General features: G+C 61.4%; 12 protein-coding genes. 11 read left to right on the top strand and 1 reads right to left on the bottom strand.

Translation table 11 applies throughout. The features are described 5' to 3' along the window. From ACVC5H_RS17710 to ACVC5H_RS17760, 11 genes are all read left to right on the top strand, one after another. Entirely contained in the window at positions 1 to 1,629 is a 1,629-nt protein-coding gene (locus ACVC5H_RS17710; protein WP_489622721.1) for an ABC transporter ATP-binding protein, read from the top strand. Continuing rightward, complete coding sequence (locus ACVC5H_RS17715; protein ID WP_489619094.1) at positions 1,626 to 2,567, top strand: 2-hydroxyacid dehydrogenase; 942 nt, start codon at positions 1,626 to 1,628, stop codon at positions 2,565 to 2,567. The genes ACVC5H_RS17710 and ACVC5H_RS17715 overlap by 4 nt, the downstream gene beginning before the upstream one ends. After that, on the top strand, positions 2,564 to 3,943 hold the full coding sequence (locus ACVC5H_RS17720) for an aspartate aminotransferase family protein (RefSeq protein ID WP_489619095.1): 1,380 nt from the start codon (positions 2,564 to 2,566) through the stop codon (positions 3,941 to 3,943). Before ACVC5H_RS17715 ends, ACVC5H_RS17720 begins: the two co-directional genes overlap by 4 nt. A 75-nt stretch (positions 3,944 to 4,018) precedes the next feature. Beyond that, positions 4,019 to 4,708, top strand: coding sequence for a GntR family transcriptional regulator (locus tag ACVC5H_RS17725; protein WP_489619096.1), 690 nt, complete (start codon positions 4,019 to 4,021; stop codon positions 4,706 to 4,708). A gap of 120 nt (positions 4,709 to 4,828) precedes the next feature. Further along, positions 4,829 to 5,857: a histone deacetylase family protein gene (locus ACVC5H_RS17730; protein ID WP_489619097.1), complete on the top strand. Its 1,029-nt coding sequence runs from the start codon at positions 4,829 to 4,831 to the stop codon at positions 5,855 to 5,857. 2 nt (positions 5,858 to 5,859) lie between these two features. Further along, positions 5,860 to 6,960 (top strand): phosphotransferase, encoded by a 1,101-nt coding sequence (locus ACVC5H_RS17735; RefSeq protein WP_489619098.1) that lies wholly within the window; start codon positions 5,860 to 5,862, stop codon positions 6,958 to 6,960. Further along, positions 6,953 to 8,197 carry an aspartate aminotransferase family protein gene (locus tag ACVC5H_RS17740; protein ID WP_489619099.1) on the top strand — a complete coding sequence of 415 codons (1,245 nt, stop codon included), beginning with the start codon at positions 6,953 to 6,955 and terminating at the stop codon, positions 8,195 to 8,197. Before ACVC5H_RS17735 ends, ACVC5H_RS17740 begins: the two co-directional genes overlap by 8 nt. 185 nt (positions 8,198 to 8,382) lie before the next feature. After that, complete coding sequence (locus ACVC5H_RS17745) at positions 8,383 to 8,541, top strand: GntR family transcriptional regulator (RefSeq protein WP_489619100.1); 159 nt, start codon at positions 8,383 to 8,385, stop codon at positions 8,539 to 8,541. Between the two features lie 7 nt (positions 8,542 to 8,548). Continuing rightward, positions 8,549 to 8,980: a GntR family transcriptional regulator gene (locus ACVC5H_RS17750; RefSeq protein ID WP_489619101.1), complete on the top strand. Its 432-nt coding sequence runs from the start codon at positions 8,549 to 8,551 to the stop codon at positions 8,978 to 8,980. Positions 8,981 to 9,014: 34 nt separating this feature from the next. Beyond that, on the top strand, positions 9,015 to 10,292 hold the full coding sequence (locus tag ACVC5H_RS17755) for a dicarboxylate/amino acid:cation symporter (RefSeq protein WP_489619102.1): 1,278 nt from the start codon (positions 9,015 to 9,017) through the stop codon (positions 10,290 to 10,292). Continuing rightward, positions 10,289 to 11,362 (top strand): threonine aldolase family protein, encoded by a 1,074-nt coding sequence (locus ACVC5H_RS17760; protein ID WP_489619103.1) that lies wholly within the window; start codon positions 10,289 to 10,291, stop codon positions 11,360 to 11,362. Before ACVC5H_RS17755 ends, ACVC5H_RS17760 begins: the two co-directional genes overlap by 4 nt. Positions 11,363 to 11,653: 291 nt before the next feature. On the opposite strand, the gene ACVC5H_RS17765 is transcribed toward ACVC5H_RS17760, so the two are convergent. Next, the gene (locus ACVC5H_RS17765; RefSeq protein ID WP_489619104.1) at positions 11,654 to 12,280 is read right to left on the bottom strand and encodes a LysE family translocator; all 627 of its coding nucleotides are present in this window, start codon (positions 12,278 to 12,280) and stop codon (positions 11,654 to 11,656) included. Positions 12,281 to 12,713 lie beyond the last annotated feature (433 nt).

Here is a 12,713-nt window from a genome sequence, read left to right on the forward strand (position 1 = left end):
ATGGAACAGATCACGGTACCCGTGCTGCAAGTACAGGACCTCGATATCCGCCTGCCGGCCGGCGGCGACCGCGAGCTTGCGGTACGCCAGGTTTCGTTCAAGCTGATGCCTGGCCAGACGCTGTGCGTGGTGGGCGAATCGGGATCGGGAAAGTCGATGATTGCCAATGCCATCATGGGTCTGCTGCCGCGCCCTCATGTGGAACCGGTGGCTGGCCGCATCCTGTTCGATGGTCTCGATCTGCTGCAACTGAACGAGGCAGGAATGCGCGCGCTGCGCGGACGTCGCATCGGCATGGTGTTTCAGGAACCGATGACGGCGCTCAACCCGGTCATGCGCATCGGTGAGCAGATCGCCGAAGTATTCGAGGCCCACGTAAAAATGTCGGCCGCCGAAAAGCGCCAGCGCATCATCGCCGCATTGGCCGACGTTGGCCTGCCCGAGCCTGAAGTGCTGATCGACAGTTACCCTTTCCGGCTGTCCGGCGGACAGCGCCAGCGCGTCATGATTGCCTGTGCCCTGGTGCTGGAACCAGCCTTGCTGATCTGCGACGAGCCCACTACGGCGCTGGACGTTACCACGCAGGCGCAGATTCTCAAGCTGGTCGCCGAGCTGCAGCAGCGGCGTGGCACCGCCGTACTGTTCATCACCCACGACTTCGGCGTGGTGTCGGAGATCGCGGATCAGGTGGTGGTGATGCAGACCGGTCAGGTGGTTGAAGCAGGCCCCGCCGATGTCGTGCTGGCGCATCCCAGCCATCCCTATACCCGCAAACTGATCACCGCCATTCCCAACGGCGAAGTGCGCCAGTCGTCCAAAGCGCGCCCGGTGGATCACGTACTGCAGGTACAGGATCTGCGCAAGACTTATGTCACCGGCGGCAGCCTGTTCAAGCGTGGACGCCGGGTGGAGGCGGCCAAGGACCTGTCGTTCGACCTGCGCCGTGGTGAAACGCTGGGGCTGGTAGGCGAATCGGGGTCGGGCAAGTCGACCGTAGGCCGTTGCATCGTCGGCCTGGCTCCGTTCGACAGCGGGCGCGTGCTGTTCAAGGGCAAGGTGCTGCAATCAGGCGCGCAATTCCGCGCCCAGACGCAGGGCAAGATCCAGATGGTGTTTCAAGACCCCTACGCCTCGCTGAACCCGCGCCATCGCATCGGCGCTGCTATCGCACAAGGCCCCATCGCACAGGGTATGTCGCGCCAGCAAGCCATGGCGCGCGCAGCCGAGCTGCTGCAGTTGGTCGGGCTGGGACCGGAAGCGCTGGAGCGTTTCCCGCATGAGTTCTCCGGCGGCCAACGCCAGCGCATCGGCATCGCCCGCGCGCTGGCCATGGAACCGGAACTGCTGGTGGCCGATGAACCGGTGTCGGCGCTGGACGTCTCGGTGCAGGCGCAGGTGCTCAAGCTGTTTGCCGAAGTGCGCGAGCGATTCCAGTTGGCCATGGTGTTCATCACCCATGATTTGCGTGTGGCCGGCCAGATGTGCGACCACATTGCCGTGATGCAGCGTGGCCAGATCGTCGAATACGGCGAGACGGCCAAAGTGCTGACCAACCCGCAGCACCCTTATACGCGCACCCTGATCGAGGCGCAGCCGCGCCTGCAGGCGCCGCAGGGGATGATGGCATGACGTTGAACATTGCCCTGGTGTCGGATCAGATCGCCATGGACTATCTGCGCCCTGCCTTTGCTGCACGCTTTCCGACGGCCGTCCTTCATCGTATCGATATCGAGGAGCAGGCGCTGGATGCGCTGGACTGCATCGATGCAGCGGTCTGCTGGTCGCCGCCGCCCGGTTTGCTGGCACGCATGCCGCGTCTGCGGCTGGTGCAATCGGTGGGGGCCGGCATCGATCACATCACGCGCGATCCGGCGCTGCCGGACGTACCGGTGTGCCGCATCATCGATCCCGACATGGCTGCCGGCATGAACGCCTATGTCGCCTGGGCAGTGGTACATGGCCAGCGCCATATGGGTGCTTATCTGGACAGCCAGCGCCGCGCCGCCTGGGAAGAGGCTGCGGTCGTGCCGCCCGGCCGTCATCGGGTGGGAATTGCAGGACTGGGTGTGCTGGGAAAATCCGTCGCCGGCGCCCTGATGGCCATCGGCTATCGGGTACGCGGCTGGAGCCGCAGCCCGCAGCATGATCTGCCGCCCGGCATCGACTATTTCCATGGCGATGCGCAACGTGCCCAATTCCTGGCCGGCTGCGACACGCTGGTCAATCTGTTGCCGCTGACCGATGATACCCGCGGCATTCTGGACGCCCGCCTGTTTTCCCAGTTGCCACAGGCTGCTCGCCTGATCAATACCGGGCGCGGTGCTCATCTGGTACAGGAGGATCTGTTGGTGGCGCTGGCCAGCGGCCAGATTGCGTCTGCGGTGCTGGATGCCTTCACCGAAGAGCCCTTGCCCTGCGCACATCCGTTCTGGCGCCATCCGCAGATCACCGTGACGCCGCACATCGCCACGCGCACCGAACCGGAAGCCATCGCACGGCAGACTGACGACAACCTGGCGCGCCTGTGCGCCTCACTGATCCATACCGAGAGAAAGAGGAACCCATGAGCGCTGCATTGAGCACCGGCGAAAAGGACGTCGCCACCCACCTGCATTCCTATACCAATCTGGCCGCGCTGCCGCAGACGCCGCCGCTGGTGATCGTGCAGGGCGACGGCGTGCATGTGATCGACGATCAGGGCAAGCGCTATCTGGAAGCCATGTCCGGTCTGTGGTGCGCTTCGCTGGGCTTTTCGAACCAGCGTCTGGCCGAGGCCGGTGCACGTGCATTGGCGACCTTGCCCAACTATCACACTTTCAACCAGCGCTCCAACGTAGCGGTGGCCGAGCTGGCCGAACGCCTGCTGGCCATTGCACCTGTACCGATGGCGCGCGTCTTCTTTGCCAACTCCGGTTCGGAAGCCAACGACAGCGCTGTCAAGATGGTCTGGTATTACCACAACGCCATCGGCAAGCGCGACAAGAAGAAAATCATCGCCCGGCGCAATGCCTATCACGGCGTGACCGTGGCCGCCGCCAGCATGGGCGGCCTGGAAGGGAACCACAAGGATTTCGACCTGCCCGTGGCCATGGACCCGGCGCGCTTCCTGCACGTGGATTGTCCGCATCATTATCGTTATGCCCAGCCCGGCGAAACCGAACAGGATTTCTCCACCCGCCTGGCGACGCAACTGGAACAGACCATTCTGGCCGAGGGTCCGGAAACGGTGGCAGCCTTCATCGCCGAACCGATCATGGGTGCCGGCGGCGTGCTGGTGCCGCCGGCCGGCTATTTCGAGAAGGTACAGGCGGTGCTGCGCAGATACGATGTGCTGATGATCGCCGATGAAGTCATCTGCGGTTTTGGGCGCACCGGCAACATGTTCGGCTCCACCACGCTGGGTATCACACCCGACATTCTCACCTGTGCCAAGGGGCTGTCGTCGGGCTATGTACCGATCTCGGCGGTGCTAGTCAACGACAAGGTGCACAGCGCCATCGCCGCGCACAGCGGCAAACTGGGCAGCTTCGGTCACGGCTACACGTATTCCGGCCATCCGGTGTCGTGCGCAGTCGCGCTGGAGACGCTGCAAATCTATCAGGACGAAAACATCCTGGCCCACGTGCGCGAGATCACCCCGGCCTTCCAGAGCGGCCTGCGTGCATTTGCCCAACGGCCGTGGGTGGGCCAGGTGCGCGGCATGGGCCTGATCGGCGCCATTGAACTCATGGCCGACAAGACGGCACGCACACCCTTCGCGGCTGAACGCAAGGCCGGCAGCCGCTTCGCTGCGCTGGCGCTGGAAGAAGGATTGATCGTACGTCCGATGGGCGACAGCATTGGTTTCTGCCCCCCGCTGATCATCACCGAGGTACAGCTGAAGGACTTGTTTGCGCGCCTGGAGCGCGCCATGGGCCGCTTCGAGGAGGAGTTCAGGGCCTAGGGCCTGCAGCAGCAGTGGCGGAGTGGACGGCTGGTATGATCCGCCGCTACCGAAAAAAGATTGAAGGAGCACATCATGACAAGCAGCCGGGCCGAAGTGCCCTCTCCCGCATTTTCGTCGATCCAGATGCCAGACCTGGTGGGAGTGGTGGAGGCGCAGTTGCAGGAAGCCATCCTGTCGGGTCGCATCGGACCCGGCGAGCGCATCGTCGAAGCCGAACTGGCAAGGCAGATGGGCGTGAGCCGCGCACCGGTACGGGAAGCCGCACGACGGCTGGAAAGCCTGGGCCTGCTGGTGTCGCGGCCACGCCATGGCTTTGCGGTGCGCACGGTCACCTTCAAGCAGGTCAACGACATCTATGACGTGCGTATCCAGCTGGAACTGCTGGGTGCAGCGCTGGCCTGTGAGCATGCCAGCGAGGCAGAACTGGCACAGCTTGATGCCCGGGTGGATGACATGGTGGCACGCGCCGAGCAGTTGTCCACGGTGGAACGGGTGGCGCTGGATCTGGATTTTCACTTCGCCATCAGCGCGCTCTCGGGCAATGATTACCTGCATCGCCTGTTCGACAATCTGCAGACCGAGGTGCGCATGTTCCTGGCACTGAGCGAAGGCAGCTACGGCGACCTGAAGGCGCTGGCCGAAACCCACCGGCCGATCGTGCGTGCGCTGGCCGAGCGCGATGTGACCGCCGTACAGGATGCCTTGCGTTATCACCTGAAGGATGCCAAGGAGCACGCTTGCAGCCTGTTCTCTAAAAGCTGATGGAGCAGCCGGCACGCATGGCCGAGATTGCCGTCAGTTGGACCGTGGCGTCGCAATACTGAACCGCACCGGGCCGGACCGACCTTGCATTGAACGCCTACTTACCAAGCGAGAGCTCACATGAAAGTCATCTACAGCGACCAGCACGCCGGCCACGACCCGCAGCAATTCATCGTGCGCGGCCGCATGAAGCGCAGCAATGAACAACCGGAGCGCGGCCTGCTGCTGCTCAGTGCAGCGCGTGCCCAGGGCCATGAAATCGTCACCCCGCAAGACCACGGCAGCGGCCCGCGCGCGGCCATCCATACCCCCCAATACCTGCGCTTTCTGGAAACGGCATGGGAACGCTGGCAACTGCTCGATGGCGCCTCCGAAGAGGTGATGCCCAATGTTCATCCCTTCCCCGGACAGCCCTTCACCTATCCCGACAGTCTGGTCGGCCAGGCTGGCTATCATATGGGCGACATGGCTTGCTCCATCGGCCGCCATACCTGGCATGCCGCCACCTGGTCGGCGCACGTGGCCACGCACGCGGCGCAACTCGTGCTCGATGGCGAACGTGCCGCCTACGCGCTGTGCCGTCCGCCGGGCCATCACGCCTATGCCGATCGCGCCAACGGGTTCACTTATCTGAACAACGCCGCCATCGCAGCACAGCACCTGCGCCAGAAGCATGATCGGGTGGCGATCCTCGACATCGACGTGCACCATGGCAACGGCACGCAAGGCATCTTCTGGCGCCGCAAGGATGTGCTGACCATCTCGCTGCACGGCGATCCGCATTTCTGCACGCCCTTCTTCACCGGCCACGCACATGAGATCGGCGAAGGCGAAGGGCTGGGCTACAACCTCAACCTTCCCTTGGCGCGCGGCACTCAGGATGAGGGCTTCCTGGCGGCGCTAGCCATCGCACTGGCCACCATCCGTGCCTATGCGCCGGGAGCGCTGGTAGTGGCGCTGGGTCTGGATGCACACGAGAACGATCCGTATCAGGCGCTCGCGGTCACCACCGAAGGTTTCGGCAGGATTCTCGGCGAAATCGCCCGGCTGGGGTTGCCCACGGTGCTGGTGCAGGAAGGCGGCTATCTGTCGGACGACCTGGGCCGCAATCTGTCGAGCGCGCTGGCCGGTTTTGAAAAAGCGGCCTGAGCATGGACGATCTGAACGATCTCGATACCGCCATTCGCGCCGCCTTGCCCGAGGCGGCCGTCCTGACGGCGCCGCCGGCCCCGGTGCAGTCCGATTGGGCGGCCGCGCTGCTGCAGCAGGTATATGGTTTGCGGGGACAGCTCTCACCCTTGAGCGGCGAGCGCGACGCCAATTTCCTGATCACGACCGGGGATGGCCGCACGCGCTACATGCTCAAGCTCTCGCACCCGGATGAAGATCCGCTGGTCGCCGATTTCCAGACCCAGGCGCTGCTGCATATCCAGCAGGCCGCGCCCGGTTTGCCAGTACAGCGCCTGTTGCCAGCCAGGCAGGGAGCCCCCTCGGTGACGGTGGAAGATGCCGAGGGACGCATGCGGGTGGCGCGTGTGTTCAGTTATCTGGAAGGCCTGCCGATGCCGCAGGCGCCCCGTTCGGCGGCGCAGCGCAGCAACGTGGCGCGCACGCTGGCGCAGCTCGACCTGGCCTTGTCCGGATTTGAGCATCCCGCTGCCGCGTGCGAACTGCCGTGGGATATCCAACGGGCCGAGCGGGTGCGGCCCTTGCTGGTGCACGTGAAGGACACCGGCCGGCGCGCGCTGGCCGAAGCCGCACTCGACGGTTTCGAGCAGCGCACCAGGCCACGTCTGGCCGGACTGCGCCGTCAGGCCATTCATAACGATTTCAATCTCTACAACCTGCTGGTGGATCCGCAAGCACCGCAGCGCGTGGCGGGCATCCTGGACTTTGGCGATATGGTGCATGCGCCATTGGTCGATGATCTGGCGGTAGCGGTGTCTTATCACATCGATGAACAGGGCGACGCGCTGGCCACCATTGCCCGCTTTGCTGCCGACTATCACGCCCTCTTGCCGCTGACTGCATCTGAAACGCTGGTGCTGCTCGATCTGGTGCGTGCGCGGCTGGCCATGGTGGTGGCCATCAGCGGCTGGCGCGCCGCCCGTCAGCCCGACAATGCCGCTTATCTGATGCGTAACAACGCCGTTTCCTGGGCACGTTTGCAAGGCTGCGCCACGCTCACGCCGGAACAGGTGCAACAGGCGATTGACGAAGCCTGCCGGGAAGGAGAACCGATCAATGTCTGACGCCACGTTGCTGGAACGCCGTGCCCGCGCATTGGGCCCGGCCTATCGCCTGTTCTATGATGAACCCTTCCATCCCGTGCGCGGCGAGGGTGTCTGGCTGTATGACGCAGCCGGCCAGCCTTGGCTGGACGCATACAACAACGTCGCCTGCGTAGGCCATGCCCATCCTCGCGTGGTGGAAGCCATTGCGCGACAGGCGGCCACGCTCAACACGCATACCCGCTATCTGCATGAGGGCATCGTCGACTACGCCGAGCGCTTGCTGGCGACCATGCCGCCCGAGCTGGGCCACGCCAGCTTCACCTGCACCGGCAGCGAAGCCAATGATCTGGCCATGCGTATCGCCACCGCGCACACCGGCGCCAGCGGCCTCATCGTCACCCGCAACGCCTACCATGGCGTCACCTCCGCATTGGCCTGTGCTTCGCCATCGCTGGGCCAGTATGTGCGGCTGGGCGATCACGTACGGCTGGTCGATGCCCCCGCAGGCGATGATCCCGGCCCGGCCTTTGCCGCCAGCGTGCGCGCCGCCATTGCCGATCTACGCGCACAGTCAATGCGGCCGGCCGCGTTGCTGGTCGATACCGTGTTTTCCAGTGATGGCGTGTTCACCGCGCCGGCTGGTTTCCTGCAAGAGGCGGTCACCGCCGTCCATGAGGCCGGTGGCCTGTTCATCGCCGATGAAGTGCAGCCCGGTTTTGGCCGGACCGGCGAAGCGTTCTGGGGCTTTGCGCGGCATGGCGTGGTGCCCGATATCGTCACCATGGGCAAGCCCATGGGCAATGGCCACCCGGTGGCGGGCCTGGCGGTGCGTCCTGAGATCATGCAGGCCTTCGCCCGCGCCAGCCGCTACTTCAATACGTTTGGAGGCAATCCGGTGTCAATGGCAGCAGCCTCGGCCGTGCTGGATGTCCTGCAACAGGAGCAGCTGCAGCAGCAAGCACTGCTGGTGGGCGATTATCTGCGCAGTCGCCTGTCTGCCTTGCGGGAACGCCACGCCTGCGTGGGCGAGGTACGGGGTGCGGGCTTGTTCATCGGCCTGGAATTGCTGGATGGACAGGCCGCCGCAACTGCATTAGCGGCCCGCGTGGTCAATGGGCTGCGCCATCGCCAGGTGCTGCTCAGCGCTACCGGCCCGCAGGGCAACGTCCTCAAGATAAGGCCTCCGCTGGTATTTCGGCGTGAGCATGCGGATTTTCTGGTCGAGCGTCTGGACACAGTGCTGGCTCAGCGCTGAGCCAGCCTTTGATTTGAGGGGTAGAGCGGCGCCCCTGCTTCGCATAAAACAATTTGACACACCACTGGTATACCAGTAGTGTGATCTCATGAATACAGCAGACTCGCGGCTCTCCAATCGAGACGCTGCCTATCAACAGATCCGTCATCTGATTATTTCGGGGGGCTCTCAGTCCAGGAGTTCCATTGTCCGAGCGCGGCCTGTCCGAAACGCTGGGCATCGGACGGACTCCTGTGCGGGAGGCCATCAAGACCTTGGCACAGGACGGCCTGCTCGATATATCCCCCGATGCGAGGAACCTTTGTCCGCCAAATCTCGATGCACGATCTACGCGAGATTCATGAGACGCGCATGGCACTCGAAGGGATGGCGGCATTCCTGGCCGCTCAGCGCGGCCCTACAAAGCAATTGGCCGCATCTGCCACCTCTCTGAAGAAACTGCTGGGCAGGTCGAAAGCGGCACTCGATGGGGTTGACGCGCAGAAACTCGGCTGGGAATTCCATGAGGCGATGTTCGAGGCAGCCCAGAATCAGCGCCTGCACGACATCTACAAGAACTTGCGCGCCCAAAGCGGCCTGGCTTTGCAAAAGGTGGAGGGCTATGACGTGCAGCGTACCCGCAAAGCCATCCAGGAGCATATTGAAATCTATCAGGCCATCGAAGCCGGCAATGCGCTCGATGCCCAGCGGTTGATCTGGGAGCATCTCACGCAGGCCTTGCAGATACGGCTCCAGATGCTGACCTCAAGCGGCACTCTTCTTGGCGATCATTCCACTCGGTGATCGCTCCTTCTCTCTAACCTGGAGTTTTCGCACCATGTCCCAGCCTGCTCCCAAACGCATCATTCCTCTTCCCCTCCAGATGTTGCTTGGCTTGGCGTTAGGGATATTGTGCGGCATGTTCCTGCCCCATTTTTCGCAATCTTTGCAGCCAGTGGGAACGGCCTTCGTACAAGCGATCAAGATGATTGTCGTGCCCATCGTGTTCACCGCCATCACGCTGGGCATTTATCAGATGGGTAGCCAGGCCAGGCAGCTTGGAAAGATATCTGCCATCAGCATGTTCTATTTTTTCGCCGCCACGCTGGTTTCCATCGGCATTGGCCTGGCGCTCAATTACCTGTTCCGCCCTGGCCTCAATGCCGATCTGGCCCAGACCGGCAGCCTTCCCAAGAATCTGGGCGTGTCCATCGACTGGAGCAAATTCTTCCTTGACCTGATCCCCTCGAACATCGTGGCGGCGATGGCCGGCAGCAACCTGCTGCCCGTGCTGGTATTTGCGGTATTGCTTGGAATGGCGCTGGCATCAGTGGGTGCGCGAGCAAAGCCGCTTATCGACACCCTTGATGCCTTGATGGCGGCTGTCTTCAAACTCACGCAATGGATCATTGCCCTGTCCCCGATCGCCATCTTCGCCATCATCTCGTGGCTCTTTGCAACCCAGGGCTGGCATACGATCCTCTCGTTGATCAAGCTGGTCGGCGTCATGTATCTGGGCCTGGCCTTGTTGCTGTCGATCTTCTGGGCCATGTTGAAGATGATCGGAGAAAACCCGCTGAAAGTGACCCGCGACATCAGCGAGCCGGTGATTCTGGCTTTCAGCACGCGCTCTTCCGAGGCCACCTTGCCCTTGCATATGGAAAAGCTGGTGGCCATGGGCGTGCCCAAGGCCATTGCCTCCGTCGTGCTGCCCCTGGGCTACGCCTTCAATCGCGACGGCTCCATCATGTACTTCGCGCTGGCCGTCGGATATCTGGCCGATGCATACAAGGTCCCGCTGGATTGGCATTCGCTGCTGTCGATCATTATCGTCACCACGCTCGCCAGCAAGGGCAGCGCCAACGTGCCATCCGGGGGACTGGTCGCCATCGCCATGGTGCTGACCACCATCGGGATACCTGTCGAAGCCTTGGCGCTGATCGCCGGAATTGACGCCTTCCTCGACATGGGACGCACTGCCATCAACGTGTTCAGCAATACGGTGGCCATCAAGCTGGTGATGAAATGGGCTCACGTTTCATCCGAAAAAAACACGCATGAGAGCACCAGCGATACATCCCTCGACATTGCGCTGGGTGCCAAGGAATCGACATGATTGACTTACGCAGCGACACCGTCACACGCCCGACTGCCGAGATGATCGAAAGCATCACCTCCGCGACGCTGAGCGACAACACCCTGGAAGGCGACCCCACGGTGCGCCGCCTGGAAATGCTGGCAGCGGAACTTGGCGGAAAAGAGGATGGATTGTTTGTCGTCAGCGGCACCATGGGCAATGTCATTGCGGCGCTGACGCATGGACGTGAACGCGGCGAAGCCATCGTTGACGAGCATTCGCACATCGCCAAGTCTGAGGCTGGCGGCATCTCCCATCTAGCGGGATTGTATTGTCAGCGCATTCCCTCCCAACGGGGGGAGATGTGCCTTGAACACCTCAAGAAGCTCGTTCGTCCCGCCTTCAGCCGATATGGCTTGCCTACCGCCATGATCGGTTTGGAGACGAGTCACAATCATTCCGGCGGTTATGTACCAAGACTGGAATACATGGAGGCCGTGGCCGATATCGCACTTCATGGAGCGGTGCCTATTCACATCGATGGGGCACGCGCATTCAATGCGGCGGTCGCCCTCGGCGTTCCCTTGTCGGCGATCTGCACGCATGCGCAAAGTGTCAGTTTGTGTCTATCCAAGGGATTAAGCGCACCCATGGGGGCGGTCCTGATCGGCTCGTCGAGTTTCATCGAGCGCGCCAAGACCTTCCGGCGCATGGTAGGAGGCGGCCTGCGCCAGGCCGGGATGATGGCTGCGGCTGGATTGGTCGCCCTCGACACCATGGTCGATCGATTGGCCGACGATCATCGCCGTATCGCATCCTTATGGACTCTTCTGCGTAACGATGCACCGGGGCTCGTGGACGGGACGCCTCCTCATACCAACATACTGCAGATTCACGTTGCTCCCGGGCAGGCCGCACGTTGGGAGAAGAAGCTGGAGAGCACCGGCATTCTGACGCGAGCGGCCAATGAAAATTCGCTGCGCCTGGTCAGTCACAGGCATATCAGCGATGCAGATATCGCGGTCGTGCACAAGACGCTGGTCGAGTTTCATCAATCTGAAAAGAAGCACGATCACGGCGATACGCCGACCCAATGTCCTCGGACGTAAATTTTCATCGGATCTTCGGCGGCATAGAGCGTTGCCTGTTGAATTGCGTCGATATGAAGGTTCGTATGACCACGTAGCGGCCTTCGGAAGGCAATGGAAAGAGGCCAGAATGGAGAGGTTGAATTCTGCGGGCAAATCAGCAATTTCATCGAAAGCCTCCTTAATGAGAGGCCCATGCGACATCAATTTCCCCAAAAAAAGCCCCGCAGTGCGGGGCTTTTTTGACAGCAGATCATGGGGACAATAACAAGAGGAGTATGAAAATATGCTCTCCAACCATATGAACCAAGATCAGTTGACGGGACGCTTGGCCAATGCAAGGACAGTCCCGAAGGCGATCATCGTAGTACCGCTGACGCGATTGATCCAGCGAATACCTCGAACGCTACGCATGAGTCCGGAGAGGCGGGTTCCAGCATAGGCGTAGATGGCGATTGCCACCACTTCTAGAGTCAGGAAAATCGCGCCGAGGATAAGGAAACTAGCCCAGTAATTCCCGGGAGCCACGAACTGCGGGAAAAATGCTGTAAAGATCAGGATGGCTTTGGGGTTTCCGATGGCCACCAAAAACTCCTTCCTCATAAACTCATTTAAGCCGCCCTTACCCAACTCTAGATTTTCTGTCGGGACTTCTGCCTTTGACAGCAGAATTTTTGCCCCCAGCCAGACCAAATAGGCCGCACCAAGATACTTAACCACCGTGAATGCAATCTCTGATGCCGTTAGAAGCGCGCCCATACCGAATGCGGTAATGGCAATCATCATTGCGAAGGCGGCAAGACGACCGGCTGCTGCGAATACAGCGTCCTTTAAGCCGAATCTCGCACCGATGGTGACCGATAGCATGTTGTTCGGGCCAAATGCCATATTCAGCGCGAAACAGGTTGGGACAAATAGCAGTAAGGTATCTAAAGGCATAGCTTCACCATGAAGAAAATTGCTTGGAAATGTACTGACGATATGCTGCTGGAGGATGCGAAGGTCGCAACGACGTAGAGTTGCGAGCCTCCTTTCGATACTACAGCTCGGGTAGCAGGTCACGGGGATACAAAGTTGCTCGAAGAAATCTACCAGCTCCGGTTGACGATGCTCGGGCCAGCCTTGTTCTGGCCGATAGCGGACATCTTAGCCCGAAGAAGAATCTCGCGGGAACGAACACACTCGAAACCTGGATAAGCCGCCAGGAAATTATGCTGAGTAGTCCAGACATTAAAGAAATGGCCCGCGTTACTAGGGCCTACGCCGGATCAGGAAGGGCATGCCCTAGAGGCCCGGCTTCGATACGGCACCAGGATTTTATGGAGGTACGGGTAGGGCAGCGGCACTGCGTGGACAAATCGGTACCTTGCAA

The organism is Herbaspirillum sp. Her3, assembly GCF_057961275.1.

What these genes read in the sequence shown, in the direction of transcription:
- ACVC5H_RS17710 (WP_489622721.1), top strand. Translation starts at nt 1, where the DNA reads ATGGAACAGATCACGGTACCCGTGCTGCAAGTACAGGACCTCGATATC.
- ACVC5H_RS17715 (WP_489619094.1), top strand. Translation starts at nt 1,626, where the DNA reads ATGACGTTGAACATTGCCCTGGTGTCGGATCAGATCGCCATGGACTAT.
- ACVC5H_RS17720 (WP_489619095.1), top strand. Translation starts at nt 2,564, where the DNA reads ATGAGCGCTGCATTGAGCACCGGCGAAAAGGACGTCGCCACCCACCTG.
- ACVC5H_RS17725 (WP_489619096.1), top strand. Translation starts at nt 4,019, where the DNA reads ATGACAAGCAGCCGGGCCGAAGTGCCCTCTCCCGCATTTTCGTCGATC.
- ACVC5H_RS17730 (WP_489619097.1), top strand. Translation starts at nt 4,829, where the DNA reads ATGAAAGTCATCTACAGCGACCAGCACGCCGGCCACGACCCGCAGCAA.
- ACVC5H_RS17735 (WP_489619098.1), top strand. Translation starts at nt 5,860, where the DNA reads ATGGACGATCTGAACGATCTCGATACCGCCATTCGCGCCGCCTTGCCC.
- ACVC5H_RS17740 (WP_489619099.1), top strand. Translation starts at nt 6,953, where the DNA reads ATGTCTGACGCCACGTTGCTGGAACGCCGTGCCCGCGCATTGGGCCCG.
- ACVC5H_RS17750 (WP_489619101.1), top strand. Translation starts at nt 8,549, where the DNA reads ATGGCACTCGAAGGGATGGCGGCATTCCTGGCCGCTCAGCGCGGCCCT.
- ACVC5H_RS17755 (WP_489619102.1), top strand. Translation starts at nt 9,015, where the DNA reads ATGTCCCAGCCTGCTCCCAAACGCATCATTCCTCTTCCCCTCCAGATG.
- ACVC5H_RS17760 (WP_489619103.1), top strand. Translation starts at nt 10,289, where the DNA reads ATGATTGACTTACGCAGCGACACCGTCACACGCCCGACTGCCGAGATG.
- ACVC5H_RS17765 (WP_489619104.1), bottom strand. Translation starts at nt 12,280, where the DNA reads ATGCCTTTAGATACCTTACTGCTATTTGTCCCAACCTGTTTCGCGCTG.